General features: G+C 39.2%; 19 protein-coding genes. 9 read left to right on the top strand and 10 right to left on the bottom strand.

Features of this window, described 5'->3' with window-relative positions; all coding sequences use genetic code 11:
- Positions 1-168: 168 nt before the first annotated feature.
- The 3 genes from J2Y67_RS24935 (at position 169) to J2Y67_RS24945 (ending at position 3964) form a co-directional block, all read left to right on the top strand.
- Positions 169-1401 carry an aminopeptidase gene (locus J2Y67_RS24935; protein ID WP_310178416.1) on the top strand — a complete coding sequence of 411 codons (1233 nt, stop codon included), beginning with the start codon at positions 169-171 and terminating at the stop codon, positions 1399-1401.
- Positions 1402-2884: 1483 nt separating this feature from the next.
- Entirely contained in the window at positions 2885-3280 is a 396-nt protein-coding gene (gene mscL, locus J2Y67_RS24940; RefSeq protein ID WP_310178418.1) for a large-conductance mechanosensitive channel protein MscL, read from the top strand.
- Between the two features lie 75 nt (positions 3281-3355).
- On the top strand, positions 3356-3964 hold the full coding sequence (locus J2Y67_RS24945) for a Bax inhibitor-1/YccA family protein (RefSeq protein ID WP_310178439.1): 609 nt from the start codon (positions 3356-3358) through the stop codon (positions 3962-3964).
- Positions 3965-4002: 38 nt separating this feature from the next.
- Here the strand turns inward: J2Y67_RS24945 and J2Y67_RS24950 are convergent, their stop codons facing one another.
- The 6 genes from J2Y67_RS24950 to J2Y67_RS24975 all read right to left on the bottom strand — a co-directional run bounded on the left by J2Y67_RS24950 (position 4003) and on the right by J2Y67_RS24975 (position 12557).
- Positions 4003-5742, bottom strand: a complete 1740-nt coding sequence (locus tag J2Y67_RS24950; RefSeq protein WP_310178419.1) for an aromatic amino acid hydroxylase — start codon at positions 5740-5742, stop codon at positions 4003-4005.
- A gap of 67 nt (positions 5743-5809) precedes the next feature.
- Positions 5810-7132: an oligosaccharide flippase family protein gene (locus J2Y67_RS24955; protein WP_310178420.1), complete on the bottom strand. Its 1323-nt coding sequence runs from the start codon at positions 7130-7132 to the stop codon at positions 5810-5812.
- A 317-nt stretch (positions 7133-7449) separates the two neighbouring features.
- The gene (locus J2Y67_RS24960) at positions 7450-9045 is read right to left on the bottom strand and encodes an APC family permease (protein WP_310178421.1); all 1596 of its coding nucleotides are present in this window, start codon (positions 9043-9045) and stop codon (positions 7450-7452) included.
- 539 nt (positions 9046-9584) lie between these two features.
- Positions 9585-9770, bottom strand: a complete 186-nt coding sequence (locus tag J2Y67_RS24965) for a Spo0E family sporulation regulatory protein-aspartic acid phosphatase (protein ID WP_310178422.1) — start codon at positions 9768-9770, stop codon at positions 9585-9587.
- A gap of 77 nt (positions 9771-9847) precedes the next feature.
- Positions 9848-10981 (bottom strand): alanine dehydrogenase, encoded by a 1134-nt coding sequence (gene ald / locus J2Y67_RS24970; protein WP_310178440.1) that lies wholly within the window; start codon positions 10979-10981, stop codon positions 9848-9850.
- A 301-nt stretch (positions 10982-11282) separates the two neighbouring features.
- A complete protein-coding gene (locus tag J2Y67_RS24975) occupies positions 11283-12557 on the bottom strand; it encodes a PucR family transcriptional regulator (RefSeq protein WP_310178423.1) in 1275 nt (424 codons plus the stop codon).
- A gap of 397 nt (positions 12558-12954) precedes the next feature.
- On the opposite strand from J2Y67_RS24975, the gene J2Y67_RS24980 reads away from it, so the two are divergent.
- The 4 genes from J2Y67_RS24980 (at position 12955) to J2Y67_RS24995 (ending at position 17874) form a co-directional block, all read left to right on the top strand.
- The gene (locus tag J2Y67_RS24980; RefSeq protein WP_310178424.1) at positions 12955-14043 is read left to right on the top strand and encodes a GerAB/ArcD/ProY family transporter; all 1089 of its coding nucleotides are present in this window, start codon (positions 12955-12957) and stop codon (positions 14041-14043) included.
- Between the two features lie 153 nt (positions 14044-14196).
- Positions 14197-15684 (top strand): spore germination protein, encoded by a 1488-nt coding sequence (locus J2Y67_RS24985; protein ID WP_310178426.1) that lies wholly within the window; start codon positions 14197-14199, stop codon positions 15682-15684.
- A gap of 25 nt (positions 15685-15709) precedes the next feature.
- Positions 15710-16798, top strand: a complete 1089-nt coding sequence (locus tag J2Y67_RS24990; protein WP_310178441.1) for a GerAB/ArcD/ProY family transporter — start codon at positions 15710-15712, stop codon at positions 16796-16798.
- On the top strand, positions 16795-17874 hold the full coding sequence (locus tag J2Y67_RS24995; protein ID WP_310178428.1) for a Ger(x)C family spore germination protein: 1080 nt from the start codon (positions 16795-16797) through the stop codon (positions 17872-17874). Before J2Y67_RS24990 ends, J2Y67_RS24995 begins: the two co-directional genes overlap by 4 nt.
- A gap of 87 nt (positions 17875-17961) precedes the next feature.
- On the opposite strand, the gene J2Y67_RS25000 is transcribed toward J2Y67_RS24995, so the two are convergent.
- Positions 17962-19209 (bottom strand): cation:dicarboxylate symporter family transporter, encoded by a 1248-nt coding sequence (locus J2Y67_RS25000; protein WP_310178430.1) that lies wholly within the window; start codon positions 19207-19209, stop codon positions 17962-17964.
- Between the two features lie 164 nt (positions 19210-19373).
- Between J2Y67_RS25000 and J2Y67_RS25005 the strand changes: the two genes are divergently transcribed.
- Together J2Y67_RS25005 and J2Y67_RS25010 are read left to right on the top strand one after the other, a co-directional pair.
- Entirely contained in the window at positions 19374-20648 is a 1275-nt protein-coding gene (locus J2Y67_RS25005) for a sensor histidine kinase (protein ID WP_310178432.1), read from the top strand.
- A gap of 5 nt (positions 20649-20653) precedes the next feature.
- On the top strand, positions 20654-21571 hold the full coding sequence (locus J2Y67_RS25010) for a response regulator (protein WP_310178433.1): 918 nt from the start codon (positions 20654-20656) through the stop codon (positions 21569-21571).
- Positions 21572-21629: 58 nt separating this feature from the next.
- Here J2Y67_RS25010 and J2Y67_RS25015 read toward each other — a convergent pair whose 3' ends face one another.
- The 3 genes from J2Y67_RS25015 to efeO are packed head-to-tail and all read right to left on the bottom strand — an operon-like array spanning position 21630 to position 25556.
- A complete protein-coding gene (locus J2Y67_RS25015; RefSeq protein WP_310178435.1) occupies positions 21630-23387 on the bottom strand; it encodes an FTR1 family iron permease in 1758 nt (585 codons plus the stop codon).
- Positions 23388-23417: 30 nt separating this feature from the next.
- Positions 23418-24710, bottom strand: a complete 1293-nt coding sequence (gene efeB / locus J2Y67_RS25020; RefSeq protein WP_310178437.1) for an iron uptake transporter deferrochelatase/peroxidase subunit — start codon at positions 24708-24710, stop codon at positions 23418-23420.
- Positions 24711-25556, bottom strand: a complete 846-nt coding sequence (gene efeO / locus J2Y67_RS25025) for an iron uptake system protein EfeO (protein ID WP_310178438.1) — start codon at positions 25554-25556, stop codon at positions 24711-24713.
- Positions 25557-26433: the final 877 nt, after the last annotated feature.

The raw sequence follows: 26433 nt of genomic DNA on the forward strand, positions 1-26433 counted from the left end.
CCGCAGGGGTTTATTTTAATATAAAAGTATACGGTTCTAAATTACAGTAAAGATGAAAAGATCTTTACTGTTTTTTTTTATATTTTTGTCCAATCGGCTGCTAGTTTCTTTTTCAAATTAAAAAAGCTACAATAGACATGAATATTCTGGTAAAGGAGAATACATAGAATGAGTCAATTTCAAAAGAACCTTGAGAAATATGCTGAGCTTGCGGTAAAAGTGGGCGTAAATATTCAAAAAGGACAGACGTTAGTAGTCAATGCTGCATTGGATGCGGCGGAATTTGTGCGTCTTGTGGTAAAAAAAGCTTACGAAGCCGGTGCTTATAATGTTGTCGTTAATTGGGCAGATGACATTGTTTCCCGAACAAAATATGATTTAGCACCTGATGCGGCTTTTCAAGAATATCCTGCATGGCGTGCGAAAGAAACAGAGGAATTTGCTGAAAAAGGCGCGGCATTCATGTCAGTTATTTCTTCAAGCCCAGACCTTTTAAAAGGAGTCAATCCTGACCGAATCTCCAATTTCCAAAAGGCTGCCGGTACGGCGTTATCCAAATACCGCCAAGCGATTCAATCCGATAAGGTAAGCTGGACCGTTGTGGCAGCAGCATCTCCCGCGTGGGCTGCAAAAGTATTCCCGGATGTTCGAAACGAACAGCAAGTTGAAAAACTATGGGATGCGATTTTTAAAGCAACCCGTGCAGATGTTGAAAATCCTGTGGAGGCATGGAAAAAGCATGATGAAAACCTACACGAAAAAGTTCATTATTTAAATGAAAAGAAATATCAAAAGCTTCATTATAAAGCACCGGGTACTGATTTAACGATTGAGCTACCGAAAAACCATCTTTGGGTTGGGGCTGGAAGCATTAATGAAAACGGTCATGAGTTTATGGCAAACATGCCGACGGAAGAAGTCTTTACTGTTCCGCTGAAAACAGGTGTGAATGGAACGGTTGCCAGCACGAAACCACTTAGCTACGGCGGCAATATTATTGACCGTTTTTCAATTACGTTTGAAAATGGAAAAATTGTTGGGGTAAAAGCGGAGGAAGGCGAAGAAATTCTGAAACGTTTAGTAGAGACCGATGAAGGGTCTCATTATCTTGGTGAAGTGGCTTTAGTTCCGTTTGACTCACCGATTTCACAGTCTAATATTTTGTTCTTTAATACCTTGTTTGATGAAAATGCCTCCAATCATTTAGCGATCGGCAGTGCGTATGCGTTCTGTATTGAGGGCGGAAAGAAAATGTCCGCTGATGAATTAAAGACAAATGGACTAAACCAAAGTATTACCCACGTAGATTTCATGATTGGTTCAGCTGAAATGGATATCGAGGGCATCACTGCGGATGGAAAAACAGAGCCGGTATTCCGCGGCGGAAACTGGGCTTTTTAATTGATTATATGATAGAAAATGTCCTTCGTTTTTAGAGTTGAAGGGCATTTTTTTATCTTTGAACCCGGTAATTGATGTGGACATACTCCATAGTTCCCGTATCTTCGAAAAAGTCACCGAGGCGGGCACTATCAGGGGTCTATAGTTCCCGTATCTTCGAAAATTCACTGATGCGGGCACTATCAGGGGTCTATAGTTCCTGTATCTTCGAAAAAATCACTGATGCGGGCACTATCAGGGGTCTATAGTTCCCGTGTCTTCGAAAAAATCACCGATACAGGCACTATCAGGGGTCCATAGTTCCCGTATCTTCGAAAAAATCACTGATGCCGGCACTATCAGGGGTCTATAGTTCCCGTATCTTCGAAAAAATCACCGATACGGGCACTATCAGGGGTCTATAGTTCCCAAGTCTTCGAAAAAATCACCGATGCGGGCACTATCAGGGGTCTATAGTTCCCGTATCTTCAAAAAAATCACTGAGGCAGGCACTATCAAAGGTCCATAGTTCCCAAGTCTTCGAAAAAATCACTGATGCGGGCACTATCAAAGGTCCATAGTTCCCAAGTCTTCGAAAAAATCACCGAGGCGGGCACTATCAGGGGTCTATAGTTCCCAAGTCTTCAAAAAAATCACTGAGGCGGGCACTATCAGGGGTCTATAGTTCCCAAGTCTTCGAAAAAATCACCGATACGGGCACTATCAGGGGTCTATAGTTCCCGTAACTTCGAAAAAATCACCGAGGCGGGCACTATCAGGGGTCTATAGTTCCCAAGTCTTCGAAAAAATCGTCGATACAGGCACTATCAGTGGTCCATAGTTCCCGTATCTTCGAAAAAATCACCGATACGGGCACTATCAGGGGTCTATAGTTCCTGTATCTTCGAAAAAATCACTGATACGGGCACTATCAGTGGTCTATAGTTCCCGTGTCTTCGAAAAAATCACCGATACAGGCACTATCAGGGGTCCATAGTTCCCGTATCTTCAAAAAAATCACTGAGGCGGGCACTATCAGGGGTCTATAGTTCCTGTATCTTCAAAAAAATCACTGAGGCGGGCACTATCAGGGGTCTATAGTTCCTGTATCTTCGAAAAAATCACTGAGGCGGGCACTATCAGGGGTCTATAGTTCCCAAGTCTTCGAAAAAATCACCGATACGGGCACTATCAGTGATCTATAGTTCCCAAGTCTTCGAAAAAATCACCGATGCGGGCACTATCAAAGGTCCATAGTTCCCAAGTCTTCAAAAAAATCACTGAGGCGGGCACTATCAGGGGTCTATAGTTCCCAAGTCTTCGAAAAAATCACCGATGCGGGCACTATCAAAGGTCCATAGTTCCCAAGTCTTCAAAAAAATCACTGAGGCAGGCACTATCGGGTTCATCCAAGCTTTAAAAATGTAACTGCTCTTCTTCATTGGTTGATAAGGTAACAATAAAAATTGTAAAATGAGATGTAATAGATTTTGGAGGTTTTTTCATGTGGAATGAATTTAAACAATTTGCGATGAAAGGAAACGTCATCGATCTCGCTGTTGGTGTGATCATCGGCGGTGCATTTGGAAAAATCGTTACTTCCCTCGTCAATGATGTCATTACACCTTTAATCGGGTTGCTGATTGGCGGGGTTCATTTTGATTTTACGAAACTTCATATTGGTCAATTAAACTACGGTCTCTTCATTCAATCCGTTATCGATTTCTTTATTATCGCTTTTTCCATCTTCCTGTTTGTCAAATTCATCACTCGCTTTAAAAAGAAAGAGGAACCGGTGAAAGAAGTAGTAAAAGTGGACCGTACAGAAGAGCTTTTAGCGGAAATCCGTGACATTTTAAAAGAAGATAAAGATTTTTTTAGAAAAAATGAAACATCTTGACCACTTTCTCGTATTAATTAATAAGAAACTATTTTGAGGTGAAGAAATTTGTACACACAAACATCTACTGATTTTATGCCATCTGTTTTAAGGACGTTTGCACTTTCCCTTGCTTTCGCCTTTATTGGCACAATGGCAGGTGTATTTGTACCAACTGGTTTATTTTTACCTTTGTCAATCCTTGAATTGGTCATGCTTTTTGCCGCCTTCTTCTTTAGAAGGAAAAAGGCAATTTCCTATTCATTCCTTTACATTTTTACGTTTATTTCTGGGATTACCCTGTATCCGATTGTTGCCCATTATCTTGCGACTACAGGTGCCAACACCGTTATCATGGCATTTGCCACAACAACGGTTGTATTCACAGGAATCGCTATTTACGCAGCAAAATCGAAACGCAATTTCTCCTTTTTAGGCGGATTTCTATTAGCAGCCCTGCTTGCACTCGTAGCGATTTCGATTTTTAATATCTTCTGGCCGCTCAGCACAACCGGAATGCTTGCCTACTCCTTTATCGGAGTCATGGTCTTCAGCGGTTATGTTCTCTTTGACTTTAGCCGAATGAAGCATTACGGAGTTAGCGCGGAAGATGTTCCATTAGTGGCTTTGAGTCTTTACTTGGATTTTATTAACCTATTCCTCAGCATTCTACGGATCTTTGGGATTCTTCAAAGTAAAGATTAATTATTAAAGGAGCTTGGGGTACCCCAAGCTCCTTTTTCTTATGATTCATTTATCAGCATTAGACCTCGTTCAATCATTTGGCTGATGGATTTTTCCCAGTCTGTATTCTTTAATGTTTCTAAAACATGCTTAATAGAAGTTTCAGCTATATTGTATTTTTTTAATAATTCCAGTATTTCTAGCCGGAGCAGCCAGTCGCTTGGATATTGATAATCTAATATCATTAAAATTTCATTTATTTTTGCAAGGCTCTCCTGATTCCATACATCCAGCTTTCGAATATTGCGGACTTCTGCGTATAAACGCTCTAATTCGGTTAAGCTTCTAATTTCAACCAATCCATCAACTTCTCCTTCAGTCTGCAAATCAAAATAGGCATTTGGGCCGGCAGCACCGGCAAATACCGATGTAATTCTTTCCCCCACCGGCATATCAAATATGCCCCATCCTTTGTCAAACAGGACTTGTTCCTGATAGGTAACCATACAATCCTCGAAAGAGATTAATATAGGGCTTCCGTCAGAAAATAGTATCTCTTTAACCGTCCCCTCTACTTTTACCCCGCTTTGAAAGTTTAAAAGGGATCTTTCCCCTTTTACTAGTCCATAATCTTTTAATTGTTCACTCGTGCAGTTTTCCATAGCAACATTGCCTTCTAACACTCCAATCGGAGCACCAAAACCCTTATGATGGGTTTCCTTGCCATGCCCCGGTACCTCCTGATTATTTAAAGATAGGGCAGTTGCCCCTTTTGTCCGGATATACGCGGCTTCTCCCTTTTTATCCTTGATGATGGTCGATAAAGTCCCGGTCACTTGCAGACCAGATGAATAAACAATCGTTGCAGTATAATCAGATTGAAGCGCTTTTTCAAGACTTTCCGTTCCGCCTTTTTGAAAGGCCATTGTGCCCGCAAACTTGTCAATTTCCTCCACTAATTCTTCAAAATTCCTACAAACAAATAATTGCGGCTGCGGCTTCGTAACGTCATAAGAGGTTTTGATACATTCTTCAATAGAAAAAGGAATTTTTCTAACATTATCCGCTAAACAGCTTTGACTTTCCCCAACCGAAGAAAGTAAACCGGCACCATATATTCTAGGATTTTTCCAATCGTCAATTAAACCATATTCCACCGTCCACCAAAACAAGCGCGAGATTAGGTCCGCTTCCGCCAAGCTTTTTACCTTTTTTCTCGCATCGGCAACCTTTTCTTCTGCTGCTTTAACCTGTTCCGGGGTCGACGTCGGATCCTCTGCAACAATGGTCAAATGACGAACGGCGCGAAATACATCCAGCTTTTCCTTACTTGAAAGTGCTTTTGATCCCATTGTGCCAATTTTTTTTACATATTCACGGTATGTTTGATCTAACAGAATCGGTGCGTGCCCTGCTGCTTCATGTAATATATCCGGAGCAGGAGTATAGGCGATATTCTGCAGCTTCCGGATCTTGGTTGCAATCGGTAAAATTCCATTCGCTAAAAAGCTGTAGAAGGCTGCACCCGGGATTAGACCATCAATTGAAACAGCCCTCCATCCAACACTTGCAAGACTTTCATTCATTTCATCTACTTTTGGAATGGATTCGGTATTAATTCCTGAAGAGGCCAGCCCATTTACATAGGCTGGATGGGCAATTTTTTTTAGAAAAAAATGATTTTGCTTCATGACGAATCGCCATACTGCATGATCAATCGGGGTATAGCTTTCGTAATGTTGCTGCGAAATATAAGGACTTAAATGCGCAGGTATTTTCATTATTTTTTTCTGTTTCATCTGACCGACCTCCTTGGTATCATATTTATTTAATTCTAGTAAAATTAGACCCAAGGACCGGCTCAATTTACCGCTGGACAACGCCTCTTAAAAAAACGGATATTCCGATTTTTTTGCAGATGGTTAGATAATGCATTAGCGCAAGGAGGACGGCTCCTGTATTCATGCCGATGATAACCCCCTCCATTCTCCATTCCGGATAGGAACCAAGCCAGACGATAATGGTAAACGATACAACCACAGACCAGATAATATGGACAAAGGTATCCTTGATCATATCAAGTCCGATTAAAAAAGCTTGAAAAGGCATGATGAAAAAATGGAATAAGAAAAACGGCCATAGCATTTGCAAAAATACAGCAGGCGTAGATGATTTAAAGAATAAAGAAGTCAGTTCCGGTGCGAAGAAGTAAAAGACTCCGACCGCCACAACTCCGTAAATAAAGGTCATGAACATGACTTGCTGGAGCATTTTTTGCAGGCTGGAATAATCTCCAGCAGCATGGGTTTTCGAAACGCCTGGAATCAGCACAATCATCAAGGAATGAGCTATAAAGGCGGGAAAGAAGCCAATCGACATCGCCACCCCCATTAGCATCCCAAACTGCTCTGTAGCGATGGTTGCGGACAGACCTGACCGGACTAGCGCTGCCTTAATGAGAAAAGGCTGAATGGCCCCCGTTAAGGCCGAAAACAAGCGCATCCCCGTTGTCGGAATCGACACCGCCATTAAATTTTTCCGGACAATTTTTCGATTTAAATTGGAAAAAGGAATGCGTTTTACCTGTTGGAACTGAATGATAAACATGTAGAATAAATAAAGAAAAACCACCACTTCACTGCCGATTAAGGCCGTGATAGCAATCAACAAAGCACTTTCTGTTTTAAATTGAAACAAGCGAAATAAAACAAATAGGGCAGCAAGCTGAAAAACTTTTCGCAGAAAGTTCGCAACTGCGATTTTTCCCATATGGTGCTTTCCCATGAAATACCCTCTCGCCACAGAGGTAAAGGATATGACCGGGATGAGAATTAGAACCAGCCATCTAACATAAGGATGGTATCCGTCAAATATTGGGATAAACTGCATACTACTCGTAGCTAAGAGCAGCAAAATACTTGTAAAAATGATGGTAATGGTGAGAGCGTGGTAGAGGATATTGCGATGGTACCTGTCCTCTTTTTCAGCTATAAATTTGGAAATAGACACCTGCAGTTCAAAACTTGAAAGCAAAACAATTAAAAAAATCGTCGGCAAAATGGACATGTATAGGCCCAAACCATGTTTACCGAGTTCTCGGGCCAGAATCATATTGACAAAAAATTCGATTCCTTCCCCTAAAAAAGCTGACGCCGCTAAAAAGAAGATTCCCTTGTAGTAAATAGCCATATTTCGATTCCCCTTCAATAGATCTCACTTCTATAAACGTATGAGACAAGTTCTTTGAATAGTAGGGAAAGTTTTTTTACTTTTTTATGGATGTCTTTAACGTGCTTTTAGGTAAAATGTGTTTTTTAGACATTTTTTCTTATGTGGCGGCAATTCTGTCGGTACTGATTTAGAAATATGACAAAAGGCATTTCGAATAGGGTTATTCGAAATGCCTTTTGTTTACATTCTGAAAGTCCCGAAGAGATCGGGACTTTTTGAACTCTTTAATGTTTCACATTACTGTCTCTGATTTATAGACCTTGTCTTCACTCATTTTATGCTAGTTCAGCTGTTTTTACTTCATCTTCATCTTCATCATCATCAAACACTGCTTTTGGTAAACCGGTTCTTCCTCCCCAGTAATACGAAATTAAAGCTATGATGGCAATTGCAATTTGATCCCATGGACTTTTGAGAATTTGGTTACCTCCAAAAGTTCCTAGATAGGAGATGAGCAAAATGGCTGAATAATAGAAAACAATCCACAAAGAAGATTTTATTTGTTGTGTAAAACTCACTTTATCTGTAGGTACTGAGTTCTTAAAGAATAAATAAATGACAAACATAACCAATTGCGATCCTAGCAGCCAAGAGTTAACTTTCCAGCCTCCCCAATAAACCATGAGTGAAGCAATGATAAAGGAAACAGGGCCCAATACACTCATACCTTTTAAATAAAACGGCCGTGGTAAATCAGGTGCATTTAACCGTAAGGCATAGGCAGAAACTGGTGCTAATGCATAGGTTAGAACAAGTGCTTCCGAAACCACTGCGATCATAGCATCCCACGATGGGAACGGCAACGTCCAGAAAATAGACAGTAAAAACGCAAGCCATAGCGCTGGACGAGGAATACCGGATTTCTCGTCGATTTTTCCAAAAACCTTAAAAAAGGTACCACTCCGTGTCCATCCAAAAATAAGGCGAGATGTGGTATTCATATAAACATTGGCTGCTCCGCTAGGGGATATAATAGCATCCGTAACAATCATGATGGTAAGCCAGCCTAATCCAAGTGCCACCGCAATATCTTTAAATGGAAGAGAGAATTGGGTGCTTACTTTCGCCCATCCGCCAGACAACATATTCGTTGGAATACTACCAATAAACGCTACCTGAAGAAGTACGTAAACGATTGCTGATAATACTACAGATAAAATCAGGGCAATTGGCACTGAACGTTGTGGATTTTTAGCTTCACTTGCAACTGTTACAATTGGATGAAGTCCCAGATAGGCAAAAATGACGCCGCCGGTTGAAATCGCACTTGTTATTCCCGAAAAACCGAATGGAGCGAAACCATGAATACTGAAATTTGCTGATTTTAAATGAAGGAGCAAAATCACAATAGTCAAAGATGGAACGACGAACTTAATAATGGTGATGACAATGTTTGATTTAGCAAACGTTTTGACACTCCTGAAATTAAGCACGAAGAAGGCTAAAAGCAATATAAATTGTACAACCCACCCAAGTAAGGATGGCGAGCCTGATGTTCCTGGTTGGGATAGCGCCGGAAACCAGGAGGAAGCATATTGACGGGCCGCTTCTACTTCAATCGCAGTGAGGCTGGAATACGCGACTAAGGAAGCAAATCCCATTAGATACCCCATTAAAGGACCATGCGAATAAACCGGATAACGAACGATACCACCTGCCCGAGGGATGGCACCTCCAAGTTCAGCGTATACAAGGCCAAGAAAAAGGACAGCAATTCCGGCGATAATCCATGAAAAACTGCCCGCGGGCCCCGCCATAGAAGCTACACGGCTTCCTGCAAAAAGCCATCCTGAACCAAACATTGCCCCAAACCCTATAAATACAAGATCTGTTAAAGATAAATTCTTTTTAAACTTTCTATATTCTGACATAAGTACCCCCTAAAACATTGATTTGTCGCTAAAGTAAATCCTCTGAAAACTTTGAGCGAATATTTATTGCAACCATCCAACTGCACATGACCCAACAAGAGGAATCATGATTTCAGATCTCTCATGATAGTTTTCCGTTAAAATCATTTTTTAAACAATCGGAATCCGCTTATGATCCATATCCCGCGTATTGGTCCGTTTTCCTAATATCGAGAAAAGGCCACTGCTTAGAATACTCTTTTTTTCATAGTCTACTTTACAAGGGTAATTGCAACCCTCTACTCTTTAATCAGGGGAATAAATATTCAACTGGCCTTGAAATAATCTTTACCTTGTAAAGATACTTTTCTTCTGTGTATGAAAAAAGAGAGGCCAATGAGCCCATAGATCCTACACCATCTTAGACAGATACAAAAACAATATTTTTTCAAACATTCTGAAAAACGAGGTAGACAATGGGTCCAGATCTCCTTCCTTAATATGAAAGCAAATCTTAAAATTTGCCGTGATAAAGATGACTGGATTCAAACTATTCCCCACTATCTGTTCCCCATGAATTCCACTTCTTTATTAGGATATTTTAATTTTAATAACAGTTTGTGTATCTCATCCAATTTCTTACTATACTGGATTACTCTATAATCTTGCAATCCATATAATAGCCCTGCTTCTTCCATTTTACTTCTATATTCTTCAAACTCTTCATATATTTTTTTTAGCAGCATAATAATCTCCTATCTTAAAGATTTTTCGACATTTTTTTTAAAAAATGGAAAGCCCCCAAAAATAGGGGCTCTCCTCATTAAGCAAAAACGGTTTGTTCACTTAGCACCGAATTGACACTTACATAGGTATATCCATGAGCTTCTGCAACAGCTTTAAAGGTCACTTTACCATCCACCACATTAATTCCCTTGGCCAGTGCTTGGTTATCTAATGCTGCTTGTCTATATCCTTTATTTGCAATTTGTACACCATAAGGAATCGTCACATTCGTTAAAGCCATAGTGGATGTTCTTGCCACTGCTCCTGGCATGTTTGCTACTGCGTAGTGCAGAACCCCATGCTTCTCATATGTCGGTTCACTATGTGTCGTGATACGGTCAATCGTTTCAATCGACCCGCCTTGATCGATTGCTACATCCACAATGACCGCACCAGGCTGCATGGATTTTACCATCTCTTCTGTTACCAAGCGAGGAGCACGTGCACCCGGAATAAGAACCGCACCCACAAGCAAATCTGCCTTCGTTACTGCTTCAGCAATATTGTAACTGTTGGACATCAAAGTATTTAAACGCCCTTGGAACTGATCATCAAGTTGACGAAGTCGATCAGCACTGATATCAAGTAAGGTAACATTTGCCCCTAAACCGACAGCCATTTTTGCAGCATTTGTACCTACGATACCACCACCAACAATAACGACTTCCGCTGGTGCAACACCTGGTACTCCACCAAGGAGAACTCCTTTTCCTCCTTTGGACTTTTCTAAAAACTGAGCTCCAATTTGAACGGACATTCTACCTGCTACTTCACTCATAGGAGTTAACAAAGGAAGAGAGCGATTATCCAATTGAATCGTTTCGTACGCAATCGCAACGACCTTCTTGTCCACAAGAGCTTTGGTTAATTCAGGTTCTGGTGCAAGATGAAGATAGGTATAAAGAATTAACCCTTCACGGAAATAGCTATATTCTTCAGGCAGTGGCTCTTTTACCTTGATCACCATATCAGCTGACCATGCTTCTTCTGCTGAAGAGGCGATTTTTGCTCCTGCCGCTATATAATCTTCATTGGTAAACCCGCTGCCTAAACCAGCACCTGTCTCGATCAATACTTCATGACCATTATTTTTAAATACTACTACACTTGCTGGTGTCATCCCTACTCTATTCTCATTATTTTTGATCTCTTTTGGAACTCCGATAATCATCTTCATTTCAACTCCTATTTAGATTTTGTATGCCTTTACAATTTCATTATAATTGATATATAAACTAAATTTTATTAGATAAAACACGGAATACTTTCCGGAGGTTTGTGGATTCACACAAATAGAGGATGCTTCCACCAAGGAATCATCCTAGCGTCAAGTGATCTCAGCTATAGGTGAGCAAGGTTACTTGGCTTTAAGACTGCCACATAAAGAAGACAGAGAAAAGTAAAGTGTCTCTACCTTTCTCTGTCTTTTTATTAGACCAGTTATCGGTTAGGAATAAAAATCATCTAACCGTTTATCTCTCTAAACCCAAGCCCTCCATTTTCTTTAATTTAATATCGATAAATAAAGAAATTCTTTGGTTAGGATCCTCCAGATTAATCTGCCCCACCTCACTGATTCGTTTAAGCCGATAAGCTAATGTATTAGGATGAATATGCAATTTTTGTGTTACTAGATTAATCTGGCCTGGATAATCTAAATACACCTCGAGTGTATGCAAGAGATTAGATTGATTCTCTTGATCGTATTGAATTAATTTATTTAGATAATAATTAGAAAAAAACTCCACTTCATTTTTTTCCGAGAAACTAGGAAGCAGACGATAAATACCCAAATCGCCATAACCATAAATCGTCTTGGTTTCTTCTGGCAGTATTTTTTTCATCCTTAAAACAGACTTTGCTTGATGATAGCTTTGTTCAACGAATTGAAAAGATTCATAGGATAAACCGAATGTACCATAAATTGGTAAGTTTTTAAATCGATCTTGAATACGCTTTATTACTTCCAATACAAAGGAATTTGCACGTTCTAGGAAATCAATCTTTTCCTTTCCGCCTCCACCCATCACAATCAAATGGTTTTGATTCTTAACCCAAAGAGGGAAATCAGATAAGGAAAAGGAATCTTTTAAGTTGACTAATAAATAGGTCAATTCCTTTTGTACAGTTTCATAATTAGGATGATCTATCTCAAACAGGAAAATAGAGAATGGTTTTGGTAACCGGATCCCGATATCTTCAGCTTTCCTCTGTATTCTATGGTGAGAAGGTATATTACCAAGCAACAATTCCCAGAAAAATTCTTTACTTTTTTCTTCCTGAATTCTGCGTTGGGTCTGGCGGCGATAAAACTTGGGCATAACTTCACTCGCTACCTTGCGAAGGAATTGCATTTCCTGTTCTCCCAAAGGCTGATTAATCTCCTGTACCCAAATATATCCTAGTACTCTTTGCCCCTTCCGAATCGATATAGCGACACGATCCCCTAACCCCACCTCATTTTTCGCTCGAATTCGTATCGGCTCATCGCATCCCATTAGCTGTTGAATCACGCCATCATGCCACAGTTTATTTAATACGGTCTCTGGTACTTGTCGACCCATAATAGTTTCCATCCGTGCTTTATCTGTCCAATCTCCATGTGAACTATGTGCAATTAACCGATGATGGAAATCTTCAATCGTAATCGGATTGAATATCTGTTCACTAATCAAATCAGCCAATTCATTCCATTCTACAGTATCAATGATAGATTTAGGAGTATTTTTATTATCTGCTGTTACCATAGTCTGCTCAACTCCTTATTGAATTTAAGGCTATTTAGATGACAATTTTATTATAACTAAAAAAAAGTATTTGTTTTTTATGTAAATTGACAATATTCACAAATCTACTTGTTGTTTTTCACAAACTGAATTTAATATTTTCCCCTTTCTAACAAACACAAATGAAAGCTGCGCCCTTATAATCAGTTACCGTGAGACATGGGCCGAAATTTCTCACAGCTCTCATAAGGAAACGGGTTATTGGACATCCTAATATAAAATATTTTGCATTTACAACTTTGTTAAAGAAAGTGCCCTATAGGTCAATAGAAATGGAGTTAATTCCAGGGTTACATAAAAGAAGGGAACTAACCTATGAGAAAGTGGTTTATGAGAGGTTGATAATGATTTGGAAAGTATGAAAACGCCTATTAAAGACCAATTTCGTGTTTCGCCATTCCTTGTCTTTTTTCTTATACATAAAATGCAGTTTGCTTTTAGTATTTTAAGTTTTCAGCGTACTCTAGCTGCATCGTCCGGGCACGATGCGTGGATAGCGGTTATTATAACTGGCATTATTGTTCATATTGTTATTTGGATAATGTATAAGATTTTAGATAAGGAAAAGGGTGACCTTATTCAAATCCACCAACATACGTTTGGAAAATGGGTAGGCGGACTTCTAAGTGTCTTTTTTCTGGTTTATTTTCTTGCTGAAAGTATAATCGTTCTTCGATCGTATATCGAAGTTATTCAAGTTTGGATGTTTCCTGTAATGAAAACATGGATATTCTCTTTAGTATTTTTACTCTGTGTGTACTATGTCGTATCAAATGGATTTCGCACCGTTACTGGAATTTGTTTTTTGGGGATTGTCATGCCCTTATATTTGCTTCTCACTTTTTTAGTACCGCTTGAATTTTCTGACTTTCGAAATTTATTGCCAATATGGGATACTTCTGTGAAGGGAATGGCACTTTCCGTAGTTGATTTGTCGCTCGGATTTTTAGGATTTCCGCTGTTGTTTTTGTATTATCCTTTTATTCAAAAGCCTGAAACGTCCCAAAAGTGGGCTCATTACGGTAATCTGTTTTCGACGGTCACTTATCTGTTTATTCTGTTAGTGACCCTTGTTTATTTTAAGCAGGAGCATTTGCTAAAAACAACTTGGCCTACGTTAACCATGTGGAAAATTATCCAATTTCCATTTGTAGAACGATTTGAATTAATCGGAATCACCTCATGGGCGGTTATCATTCTGCCAACAATTTGTTTGGAGATATGGGGGGGAAGTCGTATCGCAAAGCAATTGTTTAAGATGAAGCAAAGGAAGGCAGTTGTGATCTTCCTAGTGGTTTGTTTGATAGGCTGCTCCCTCTTGAAAGATAGGGAAAGCATTCTACTCTTTAATAGAGCCGTATCTTTTGGGGCTTATGCTCTATATATATATGTACCGTTCCTTTTTATTGTATATCATATCCGATATAGAGTTGGGAAGAGAACATGATCAAGCAAAACACTTTTGAATAAACAATAAGATCTCATAAGGAATAGATTAATTGTACATCCTTATTATAGAGAATACTTTGTTAGAGAAATCACCCTAGAAGCAATAGAAATGGAGTTAATTCCAGCTTACAATGCGGAAAGGAACTAAACTATGAGAAAGTGGTTTCGTAATAAATATGTTCAACAAGAACAATCTCTTTTTTCACAAATTAATTACTACAAACAGTCAAGCGATTTTGTTCATTATTATAACCCAAAGTCTCCTCAACCTTTTTGGATTTCCTATTTTAATTCATTAATTGATGTGGAGATTTTACATCGGGATTTACTTCCATATTTAAATAAAACATCCCCGGCTTCATTAAAAGAATTACAAGCCGGACTTCCTCTTGAAAATATTGTCATTACAAATGATTTAGAAAAAATTCAAAATGAGTTATTAAAAGGATCAGTGTTCATTCAGTTTGATGAAAAAGATCCTGTAGGGGTACTTGTTCCCGCTGAAATAAAGAAGGCGCGTGAGGTCACGATTCCAGAAGAGGAGTATAGTGTTGTCGGGCCCAAAGAATCATTTGTCGAATCCTTAATGATCAATATAAATTTAATTCGAAAGCGATTACCTATTTCACAATTACAAGTCAAAGAAATGGTAATAGGAACTCTTTCAAAAACAAAAGTGGCCGTTTTCTATATCGAGGGAATTGCAAATGAAGAAAACATTAATACAGTTATACAACGGATTCGTAATGTGCAATATTATCAAATTCTCGATAGTTCGTATATTGCCCAGATGATCGCTGATAACGAAAATTCTGTTTTTCCTCAGTTACTAGATACAGAGCGTCCAGACCGTGCAGCAGGTGCACTTGCGGAAGGAAGTATCGTTATCCTAGTAGATGGATCTCCACATGCCCTTATTGGACCGACCTCGTTAGTTGGATTTTTCGGTGCGTTCGATGATTACTTTCTTAATTGGCAATTGTCCTCTGTTCTTAGAATCATTCGTTTACTGGCTGTCAGTTTTTCCATATTGGTTACACCTATTTATGTCGCGGTCTTATCCTATCATTATGTATTAATACCCAAAGACTTAATGGTTACGTTAGTTTCTTCACGAAGAGTGATTCCCCTGCCGCCCTTTCTTGAAGCACTCATTTTAGAATTAACAATTGAATTGCTTCGGGAAGCGGGTGCAAGGTTGCCGACAAAAGTTGGGCAGACGATCGGTATCGTAGGCGGTATCGTTATAGGGACAGCAGCGGTTGAAGCGGGTTTAACGAGTAATGTCCTTCTCATTATAGTCGCTCTTGCCGCCCTTGCTTCGTTCACAACGCCGGTTTACCGAATGGGTAATGCGATTCGCTTAATTCGTTTTCCTTTCCTTTTCTTTGCGGAAATGTGGGGACTCTTAGGAATCGCAATTGCATTTCTGTTTTTATCCATTCATCTGTTACGATTAACATCTTTAGGAAGGCCATACTTAGAACCGATCTATCCTTTCCGGATCAATGATTTAAAAGATGCCTTCATTCGCCTTCCTTTTTCATGGCAATCGAAAAGACCTTTTTTCTTGCAGACGGAAGATCTACATCGTTTTGATGAAAAAAAGGCTAAAGTAAAGAAAGATATAGATGAATGAGAGGCTGATAAATGATTTGGAAAGTATGAAAACGCCCATTAAAGACCAATTTCGTGTTCCGCCTTTCCTTGTCTTTTTTCTTATCCATAAAATGCAGTTTGGAGTTGGTATATTAAGTTATCAGCGAACCTTGGCTAAATCGTCCGGGCACGATGCGTGGATGGCGGTTATTATAACTGGCATTATTGTTCATAGTTTAATTTGGATGATGTATAAGATTTTAGATAAGGAAAAGGGTGACCTTATTCAAGTCCACCAACATACGTTTGGAAAATGGGTAGGCGGGATTCTAAGTGTTTTTTTTCTTGTTTATTTTCTTGCAGAAACTATAATCGTTCTTCGTACATATATTGAAATTATTCAAGTTTGGATGTTTCCTTTAATGAAAACATGGCCATTCACTTTAATATTTTTACTTTGTACGTACTATTGCGTATCAAACGGATTTCGCACCGTTACCGGAATTTGTTTTTTAGGGGTAGTGATGCCTTTTTATTTGTTTCTCATTTTTTTAGTACCGCTTGAATATTCTAACTTTCGAAATCTATTGCCGGTATGGGATACATCTATGAAAGGTATCGCTCTTTCGGTACTTGATATGACGTTCGGATTTTCTGGGTTTCCGCTATTGTTATTGTATTATCCCTTTATTCAAAAGCCTGAAACATCCCAAAAGTGGGCTCATTATGGCAATCTGTTTTCGATGGTCATTTATTTGTTTGTCCTGTTAGTTACCCTTGTTTATTTTAAGCAGGAGCATTTGTTAAAAACAATTTGGCCTACGTTAACCCTTTGGAAAATCATCGAGCTGCCATTTGTAGAACGGTTTGAATTTATCGGAATCACCTCATGGTCGATTGTCATTCTGCCAATTATATGTCTGGAAGTATGGGGGGCAAGTCGTATCGCAAAGCAATTGTTTAAGATGAAGCAAAAGAAGGCAGTCGTGATCTTTCTACTGGTTTGTTTGATTAGCTGCTCTCTATTGAGAGATAGGGAAAGCATTCAACTCGTTGCCAGAGTCGTATCTTTCGCAGGTTATTTCTTCTATATTTATATTCCGTTCCTTTTTATTGTTCATTATATCCGTTTTAGAGTTAGGAAGAGCACATGAAAATCAAAATAGTGACAGTCATAATGATCATAGTTGTTATATTAATATTTGGCCGGCAGCCGATGATGATTGTGGATGATATTACAATGCCTGCCGTAGTAGGATATGACTACATAGATAAAGATACGTTTCAATATACGGCTGTTCTCCCCATCTACAAGGCTGATAAAAGCATAGAGAATAAAATATTATCAACAGAAGGCGAATTAAGTAAAGAGATGTTGAGCAAGCTCAGGAGAAAATCATCTCGCCGACTAGAAAATGGAAAATTAGCAGTCGCTGTTTATAGTGAAAAAGTTGCCAGGCATGGAATTGGTTACTTGATTGATGCTTTTCACCGAGACCCGACGATTAGTGAAAAAATATATTTAACTGTGGTAGATGGTCATGCAAAAACACTTTTGAATAAACAATATGGTGAAGTAGATACTGGTTTATTTTTATCAGAGCTTATCGATCACAATATCGAAACCGGATTATTGCCATCCACCAATCTTCATTATTTTTTATCCGCCTATTTTTCTGAAATTAATGACCCTTTTTTACCATTAATCCAAAAAAAGGGTCATGATCTGAATATAAAGGGAATCGCATTATTTAAGGGTGACCGGTATGTTGGAGCTCTTGGCCAAAATAAACTTTTTGTTTTTAAGGCGCTTATTGAGAATATCACTTTAGGTTCTTTTAGGGCAAAGCTTAACAATAGTGAGTATGTTTTTATTGAGAGCATTAATACAAAACACAAATACAATGTTCAAAACCAAAAGGAAATGCCTGAAATCGATATAAATCTAAATGTGAAAGGGAATATCAGAGAATTCAAAGGGAAAAAATTAGACCAAAAAAAAATAACAAAAATAGAAAAACAAATGAATGAACAATTTGAAAAACAAGCCACATCAATGATTCGATCGTTTCAAAAGTCTAAGATTGATCCAATTGGCTTAGGAGACGAAGTAAGAAGCCGTACTAGAAACTTTAATAATCGAAAGTGGTTAAAACAATATCCAAATGTAAAGGTCAATGTTAAAGTACATGTGTTTATTTCTGAGAAGGGTGTATCAGATGGGTCCTAATAAACACCAACAAAAGGCACAACCAGCGTACGCTAGTTGTGCCTTTTTCGAGCAAAAATCCTATAAGAACTGTCTCTTCATGACCGCTTATGCGGCTTGTTCTTCGTGGTGTTCTTTGACTGTATGGCCTTCCCATTTTGAAATGACAATAGCAGCTAGTGAGTTACCGACAATGTTGACACATGTACGGGCCATGTCTAGCAGCCTGTCTACGCCTAAAATAAAGGCCAAGCCTTCGACTGGAACGCCAACACTTCCTAAGGTAGAAAGCAGGACGACAATCGAAACACCAGGGACACCTGCAATCCCTTTCGAAGTAATCATCAAAATCAGAACTAATGTAATTTGATGTCCAATGCTCATATGAATGCCATACATTTGCGCGATGAACAAAGCCGCAATTGCCTGATACAAGGTGGATCCATCGAGATTAAAGGAATAGCCTGTCGGAATGACAAAAGAAGTAATCCCTTTTGGACAGCCGATCCGCTCCATTTTTTCCATGATTTTTGGAAGGACTGTTTCCGAGCTCGCTGTCGAATAGCCAAGAATTAATTCGTCTTTCAAATAAGCTAATAATTTGAAAATGTTATAGCCGCAAATTTTCGCAACACTGCCGAGAACCACTATAATAAAGAATGCCATCGCGCCATAAACGGTAATAACCAGTTTTCCAAGCGGTATTAATGACTCCAAACCAAATTTTGAAACCGTAACCCCAATTAAAGCAAACACCCCAAATGGAGCAATCTTCATAATCTGATTGGTTACATAGAACATCGCATCAGCGGTACCTCTAAAAAAGTCAATGATCGGCTTGCCTTTTTCACCGATTGCTGCAACGCCAAGTCCAAACATAACGGAGAAGAAAATAATCGCCAACATGTCTCCATTTGCAAATGCCTGAACCACATTAGTCGGTATGATATTTACAAGAGTATCAATATGAGAGTGTGACTCCGTTGCCTTTTCAGTCGTTACATAAGAGCTGATATCCGATTTAACGAGTTGTGAACGATCCACGCCTGTACCTGGATGAAAAATATTTGCAATTAACAGACCGACAACGATCGCAATCGTTGTAATAATTTCAAAATAAAGAAGCGTTTTGCCGCCGAGCTTCCCTACCGTTTTCATATCGCCCGCACCGGCCACACCAACCACGAGACATGAAATGACAATCGGCACGACAATCATTTTAATTAATCTTAAAAAGATATTTCCAATCGGCTGCAAAAATTGTTCGATATGCGGATTTCCGTAAAAAACCGCCCCCACAATAATCCCAAGAATTAAACCAATAAAAATTTGCCATGCTAAGCTAATTTTTTTCACTCGCTTCTCTCCTATCAATAAGTTTTTTGATAAAATTATAGTAGAAAATAGTTTGTAAACGATTTCACTAGTTAAATCATACTGGTTATACTACAGTAAACTACAAAAACCTACAAAGTGGATTAAAAATATTTTTACAATTAACAAAATTTTATTTACGATAGATGGGGAGTGATCGTATTCGCGATAAATTATTAGCCTACTTGTTTATGCTGATTGCTGTACCCATTGCCGGCGAATTAAAATTATATCCTTTAACTGGTGCTGATTTACGAATCAGTCTGAGTACACCTGTATTCTTCTTCATTTTGTTATGGTCACGTAAAATCCATCCCGTCTTAGCCGGCTTTTTGACGGGGAGTGCAGTCGTTTGTTTTCGGATTATTCTCGACAAACTTCAACTAGGCTCATTCGACTTTCCTCATCATTTTCCCGTGTTTTTTTATTACATGGTATTTGGAACATTTTTCTATATTTTCAAGGTGAAAAAATTGTATCACAGACCGCTTCTCATTGGTCTGCTTGGAATGGTACTTGAAATCATGGGAAATTTTTCGGAAATGATCATTCGCCATTACACAACCGAAATGAAAATGACAGCCTCAGGCTTCCTGATTATTGTAGGGGTAGCAATCATCCGCAGTTTCTTTGTGCTTGGTTTTTTCAATACCATCTTAGTGCGGGAGACCAGGTTGGCAGAAGAGCAGCAACGAAAACGGACTGAAGAGGTTCTACTATTAGTCTCAAATTTATATGTAGAAATGTTTCAATTGGAAAAATCAGCGAAAAATGCGGAAGAGTTAACCAGCACCTGTTACGCGATTTATCGTGATTTAAAGACGATGAACAATCAGAACCATGCACAGACAATGCTGAAGATCGCCGGAGAATTACACGAAATTAAAAAAGATAATCAACGTATTTATGCCGGTTTGTCCAAATTAATGGCCAAAGAAAAATTAAATGATTTTATGAACATTCGCGAAATCATTTCTGTTGTAACCATCTCGAATAATAATTATGCTGAGTTACTCGGGAAAACGATTGATTTCCAGGTGAGTATTTCCGGGGAACATCCGGAGTACCGTACCTTTATTCTCCTTTCCCTAATCAATAATCTTGTTTCCAACGCTGTGGAAGCGATCCTTCAGGAGGGGCAGATCGTGTTAATGGTTGAAAGGGTTCAGGACCTAGTCAAAATAAGCATAAAGGATAATGGAGAAGGAATTTCTGAGAAAAACAAAATGTATATTTTTGAACCAGGCTTTACGACAAAATTTGATCAAGCTGGAATTGCTTCAAATGGAATCGGTTTATCCTATACAAAAAATGTCATTGAAAATCTTGGCGGCAATATTAACCTGATACCATCAGCGAAAGCGGAGGGGACGACCTTTGAAATTCAGCTTTCGGTCGATAAATTAATGAAAAAGGGGTGATGACGGTGAATTTTTTTATTGTCGATGATACTGCAACTATAAGGGGGATGCTGTCAAATATCATTGAAGAAGAAGGATTGGGGTCAATAGTCGGGGAAGCAGCTGACGGGTCTGAAGTTGATGCCCCTACCCTCGCTATGCTGGGTGTCGATATCCTAATGATCGATTTGCTCATGCCTATCAGAGATGGGATTGAGACCGTGAGAGAAATTGCTCCCTCCTTTCATGGGAAAATCATTATGATCTCTCAAGTTGAAACGAAGGATATGATTAGCGAAGCCTATTCTCTTGGAGTAGAGCATTATATCACAAAGCCGATTAACCGGCTTGAAGTGATGAGTGTCATTAAGAAAGTAAGTGACTATCTATTACTGGAAAAATCACTTCATAACATCCAAAAATCATTAAGCTTTTTAACGAAGGAAAATAGAAACAACCTTCCTCTTGAGAACGCTCGTCTGAGTAGACAACCTTCATTTGTTGCCTCTGCCAAAGGTATCCTTCTTGAACTTGGAATAGTGGGCAAAACCGGAGAAAAGGATTTGTTGGATCTTCTAGAAATTTTACATCAATGGGACATGGAGGGAAATCGGGAGCTTCCACCTTTGAAGGAGCTATATGAGTTGGCGGCCAAAAAACGGCTCGGTTCAACCGTCTCTCCGGAGGAAATAAGAAAAGAAGGTAAAGCCGTGGAACAAAGGATCCGCCGCATTCTCCAACAAGTGCTCGAGCATCTTGCATCACAGGGATTAACCGATTATGCCAACCCAATATTTGAAAACTACTCATCCAAACTGTTCGACTATACCCAAGTAAGAATGAAAATGCTTGAACTTGAAGGAAAAAAGCACACCGCAACCACCCGAATCGACATCAAAAAATTCCTCCATGCCTTACACATGGAAACAAAGGTTAGGGGCTGACGAGAATTACCCTTGTATAATAGATACCTTAATTAAAAAAAGGGCCGAGTCGGCCCTTTTAAACATTTGCAGTTACTGATTTTTTAAAAAACTTTTTCTTTACCATGAATGTCATAAAGAAAATAATCACTAGCAATCCGATTTGTGTTAATGTCGTTTCCCATGTTGGATACAGTCCAATCCAATCAACGTACGGAAGGTTCTGGGCTGTGGTGGTTGAAATCACATTCGAAATCTGTAAAGCATGGATGCTAATACCGAGAATTTTAAAAGCCAGCACGTAGATTAAAATGGTTGCAGCTTTAAAAAATAAATGGATTGGGATTTTTACACTATAATTAATGATGAGGAATCCAACCACAGCTAAAATCACCACGGCAAGCAAAACCCCTAATACTAACTGCTGCAAACTGATATAAGGAGTAATCCCTGCGTAAAAAATAATCGTTTCCGCACCTTCTCGAAAAACCGACAGAAAACTAATCATGGAGAAAGATAAAAGGCTGCCTGTTGCGATTGCCTGTTCCATCTGCTGATTAATAAACTTATTCCAGTTTCCAATGCTTGATTTATTATGCAGCCATGCTCCAATGGTTAACATCATTAACACGGCAACAATGCCAGTAATGCCTTCGGTATATTCCCTGCTTGAAGCTGCCGTAAGTTTTGAAAAAAGAATATTAATGAAAATAGCGAGAATCCCGCTTAGTAAAATACCTGCGCCAACCCCTGCCCATATCCATTTCTGCTTTGATGACTGTCCCATCTTTTTAAGAAACGCAAGCAATGTGGCAACAATTAATAATGCCTCCAAGCCTTCCCTAAGTAAAATTAATGCTGCATCCCATAAAGAATAATCTGTTTTGCTCAATAATGGAGCCAGTCTAGTATGTAAATCCTCAATAATTTCAGAAGCTTTTTGAGCATTAACATTCTTAGAGTTTAGGATGGTGATCGCTGTTGGAATCTTGGTTTCCATATCATTATATAGATTACTGTCTCTTGTCTGGACATCACCTTCAACCATAGGCCAAATCGATAAGGCATCGTTTAACTGACTGCTGGCATTTTGATAATCTTTTTGGGAAATCTGGTCGTCAGCCTTTGTTAAAAGGTCGGATAAATCTTGTAAACTATACGTTTTTTGAGTCTTTCCTGTGCTCTTTCCAGCGAGAAAGTTTTCAATTTCCTTCGTTAATTCATCTAAATGAAGCTGTGCCTTTTTCGGATCCGGCGGGTCTTGGGTGATCGCAATTCGGACAAGAGCCGTGTATTTTTCAATATTTCCATAGGAAGCAATACTTTCATCGTGAACGAAGGTTTCATTGGCAGTCCATTGGTTCATTAATGTTTGATATTGCAATTTCACCTTTGAGATATTCCCTTGTTCACTGCTTTCCTTCATGGCGTTAATGATCGGGAGAAGCTTTTTAACCTGTTCTTTTCCCTTTTCTTCATCGACCGGGTTTTGTTCTTGGTCATATTGCACAACGGCGCTTGAAAGGGCGGAAAGACCTTTTGTAATGGCTTCATTATCGGCCTTCTCTTTGAGGAGGCGATGGATGTCATTTAGTTTTGTGTTAACTGTTTTTGCAAGTTTACTATCTTCTTTTTTAATAGAATTCCACTCTTTAGTAAATTGTTCCATGTTTTTCGAAACAGTGGCTTGATCCCCTTGTTTTGCTTTCATTAAACTATCGCCAATAAGAACAAAAAGCTCATCGTGATTTTCAGCTGCCGCCGCAGGCTGAATCATTAGGATGAGCGTGAATAGACTGATGAATATGGCCAGTGATACTTTTATTTTAGTCTTCATTATTTCTCTCTCCTTTAAAGAGGAGAAACATTAGCTAAATAATGTTTCCCCTATGAAACCACCTTGTTTGCATCCTGGTAAACAAGCAAAAATCGCGCTTCCACGGTGGGAAATATATTCATTTAACTTATCCATCTTTGCCAGTCGCTTCTGAATCGGGATAAATTGTTTGCTCGGTTTTCTCTGAAAACATAAAAACAATAATCCTGCATCAAAGCTCCCGGTTTTTATATCCATTCCATTTGAATAAGAATAAGCCCGCCGCAGGATTTTTTGCGTCCCATCGCCATGCGAAAGCCTGGTATGTGAATCAACAGGAATATAGTCTTTACCGTATTCATCTTTATGATTGAAATCAAGCTTATCGAATTCGTTTTTTTGCCCAAGCGGTGCTCCGTTAATTCGATAACGTCCAAATGTGTTTTCTTGTCCTTTTAATGTCGTGCGGTCCCAAACTTCAATAAACATTTGGATTTTACGGACTACAAGGTAACTGCCATTCGCAAGCCAATTGGGACCATCCCCCGGTTGAACCCAAACTTGCTCATTCATCTGTTTTTCATCGTTTACATCCGGATTTGCGGTCCCATCTTTAAAACCAAATAAGTTTCTTGGGGTTCCTTCTTTTGGATCAGACTGTGCCGATCGCTGAAATCCTGATTGAGCCCAGCGCAAAGTCGCTTTCCCCCTGGCAATGCGAACGAGGTTTCGAACAGCATGAAAGGCTACCTGCAAATCATCAGCGCAGGCTTGAATACACAGGTCGCCGCCAGTCCACTCTTCTTCTAACGCATCAAGCGGAAATTTGGGAAGGTCCACTAATTCTTTTGGCTGCTTATGCTGTAAACCAAAATGGTCTTGATGGTCCTTCCTAAATAGTGTCGGTCCAACCCCAAAGGTTATTGTTAGTTTGGATGGCGATAATCCTGCTGCCTCACCAGTGTCCTTTGGCGGAAGAAATTCATTACTGGACAACTCCCCGACAGACTTTCCTTCCGTCATTAAAGCTGCTGCTTTTGTCCAATCCTTAAAAAGTCTAATTAAATCCTGTTTATTATTTGTTGTTACATCTAAAGCGGCAAAATACACATGGTTCTGTGTTTTTGTTGTTATTCCTTGTTGATGGTTTCCGTAAAACGGGACGATTTCACTCGAGTCTATATTTTTTGCCTGGCTCTCCTTTATGGAGAGCAGACCGCCTAATCCGGATGCTCCGACTAATACCCCCACACCGCCTATTCCGGCAGTTTTGAGGATATCTCTTCGCGAGAATTTTTTTGCTGTTTTAGTAGATTCTTCGTTGATATTTGGGTTGGTTGACAATTAAGACGCCTCCGTTACCTTTCCAATTTGTGATAGGGGTTCTGCTAATGCATCAATCGCTTGACTTAATTCTTTTACCTGCTCTTTTGATAGTTCGGTATATAGCTGATAGCCATCACCTTTTTTATATTTATTTAATAGGCTGTACATATCATCAAAACGGGTTTGAATTTCCTTTGCCACATCTGCATCCTTCTCTTTTAATGCAGGCTTTAAAAGTTGATAAATTTTCTCGGCACCCTGAACATTCGCCATAAAGTCATACAGATCGGTATGAGAATAGCGGTCTTCTTCCCCGGTTACCTTGGAGGTTGAAACTTCATTTAAAAGGTCCACTGCTCCGGTGATTAATAGGTCAGGCGTAACCTCTACTGTTTCTACCTTTGCGCGGAGTAAATTTACATCCTTCATTAATTGATCCGCATATTTTTCATAGCCTTTGGTGGTTTTATCCATCCAAAGCCCTTTTTCGATTCGGTGGTATCCTCCCCACTCTGCTTCCGGGACATCGCCTTCACGGGCATCTATTTTTGGATCAAGATCGCCAAACACTTCGGCGATAGGCTCGGCTCTTTCATAATGCATGCGGGCTGGACCGTACAATTCTTTCGCCTTTTCAATATCGCCCTTTTTCACTGCTGCAGTGAAAGCATCCGTTGCCTTCACGAATTCCTCAATTTCACCGACTGCATATTCACGGTATGTATTCATGACTCCATCAAGATTAACCGCACTGCTTTTGGGTTCTTTTACTTTTTCGGTTGAAGAGCTTTTTTCTGTATTGGAACATCCGAAAAGTAGACTGCTAGATAATAAAATAACCCCTGATACTTTATATAAATTCATTTTATAAAATCCTCCATGTCCCTTTTAATAATGATAATCATTTTCATTAATAATATTTTAACAGTTACCGAGAATAATTATCAATAGTTTTTTAATATAACCAATGGAAAAATGTTGTTTTAGTTTTTCTTTACCTATTTTTTGCTAGGCCTACTTCTTGCGGGTAATGAAACGCTCTTTCTTTTACCTTTTTCAGCAAAACTCCACTACCGCGGGTATTGAAACGCCTTTTCTTTTACCTTTTTCAACAAAGTTCCACTACCGCGGGCAATGAAACGCTCTTTCTTTTACCTTTTTCAGCAAAACTCCACTACCACGGGTAATGAAACGCCTTTTCTTTTACCTTTTTCAGCAAAACTCCACTACCGCGGGTAATGAAACGCTCTTTCTTTTACCTTTTTCAGCAAAACTCCACTACCGCGGGTATTGAAACGCTCTTTCTTTTACCTTTTTCAACAAAGCTTCACTCCCGCGGGCAATGAAACGCCTTTTCTTTTACCTTTTTCAACAAAGTTCCACTACCGCGGGCAATGAAATGCCTTTTCTTTTACCTTTTTCAACAAAGTTCCACGCTCGGGGCAATGAAACGCCTTTTCTTTTACCTTTTTCAGCAAAACTCCACTACCGCGGGTATTGAAACGCCTTTTCTTTTACCTTTTTCAACAAAGTTCCACTCCCGCGGGTATTGAAACGCCTTTTCTTTTACCTTTTTCAACAAAGTTCCACTCTCGTGGGTAATGAAACGCTCTTTCTTTTACCTTTTTCAGCAAAACTCCACTACCGCGGGTAATGAAACGCTCTTTCTTTTACCTTTTTCAGCAAAACTCCACTACCGCGGGTATTGAAACGCCTTTTCTTTTACCTTTTTCAACAAAGT

It is taken from the genome of Neobacillus niacini, from assembly GCF_031456445.1.
Lineage (GTDB): Bacteria > Bacillota > Bacilli > Bacillales > Cytobacillaceae > Neobacillus > Neobacillus niacini_I.

What these genes read in the sequence shown, in the direction of transcription:
- J2Y67_RS24985 (WP_310178426.1), top strand. Translation starts at nt 14,197, where the DNA reads ATGAGAAAGTGGTTTCGTAATAAATATGTTCAACAAGAACAATCTCTT.
- J2Y67_RS24945 (WP_310178439.1), top strand. Translation starts at nt 3,356, where the DNA reads ATGCCATCTGTTTTAAGGACGTTTGCACTTTCCCTTGCTTTCGCCTTT.
- J2Y67_RS24995 (WP_310178428.1), top strand. Translation starts at nt 16,795, where the DNA reads ATGAAAATCAAAATAGTGACAGTCATAATGATCATAGTTGTTATATTA.
- J2Y67_RS24935 (WP_310178416.1), top strand. Translation starts at nt 169, where the DNA reads ATGAGTCAATTTCAAAAGAACCTTGAGAAATATGCTGAGCTTGCGGTA.
- J2Y67_RS24965 (WP_310178422.1), bottom strand. Translation starts at nt 9,770, where the DNA reads ATGCTGCTAAAAAAAATATATGAAGAGTTTGAAGAATATAGAAGTAAA.
- ald (WP_310178440.1), bottom strand. Translation starts at nt 10,981, where the DNA reads ATGATTATCGGAGTTCCAAAAGAGATCAAAAATAATGAGAATAGAGTA.
- J2Y67_RS25015 (WP_310178435.1), bottom strand. Translation starts at nt 23,387, where the DNA reads ATGAAGACTAAAATAAAAGTATCACTGGCCATATTCATCAGTCTATTC.
- J2Y67_RS25005 (WP_310178432.1), top strand. Translation starts at nt 19,374, where the DNA reads ATGGGGAGTGATCGTATTCGCGATAAATTATTAGCCTACTTGTTTATG.
- J2Y67_RS24980 (WP_310178424.1), top strand. Translation starts at nt 12,955, where the DNA reads ATGAAAACGCCTATTAAAGACCAATTTCGTGTTTCGCCATTCCTTGTC.
- J2Y67_RS24950 (WP_310178419.1), bottom strand. Translation starts at nt 5,742, where the DNA reads ATGAAACAGAAAAAAATAATGAAAATACCTGCGCATTTAAGTCCTTAT.
- efeO (WP_310178438.1), bottom strand. Translation starts at nt 25,556, where the DNA reads ATGAATTTATATAAAGTATCAGGGGTTATTTTATTATCTAGCAGTCTA.
- J2Y67_RS24990 (WP_310178441.1), top strand. Translation starts at nt 15,710, where the DNA reads ATGAAAACGCCCATTAAAGACCAATTTCGTGTTCCGCCTTTCCTTGTC.
- mscL (WP_310178418.1), top strand. Translation starts at nt 2,885, where the DNA reads ATGTGGAATGAATTTAAACAATTTGCGATGAAAGGAAACGTCATCGAT.
- J2Y67_RS24955 (WP_310178420.1), bottom strand. Translation starts at nt 7,132, where the DNA reads ATGGCTATTTACTACAAGGGAATCTTCTTTTTAGCGGCGTCAGCTTTT.
- J2Y67_RS24975 (WP_310178423.1), bottom strand. Translation starts at nt 12,557, where the DNA reads ATGGTAACAGCAGATAATAAAAATACTCCTAAATCTATCATTGATACT.
- J2Y67_RS24960 (WP_310178421.1), bottom strand. Translation starts at nt 9,045, where the DNA reads ATGTCAGAATATAGAAAGTTTAAAAAGAATTTATCTTTAACAGATCTT.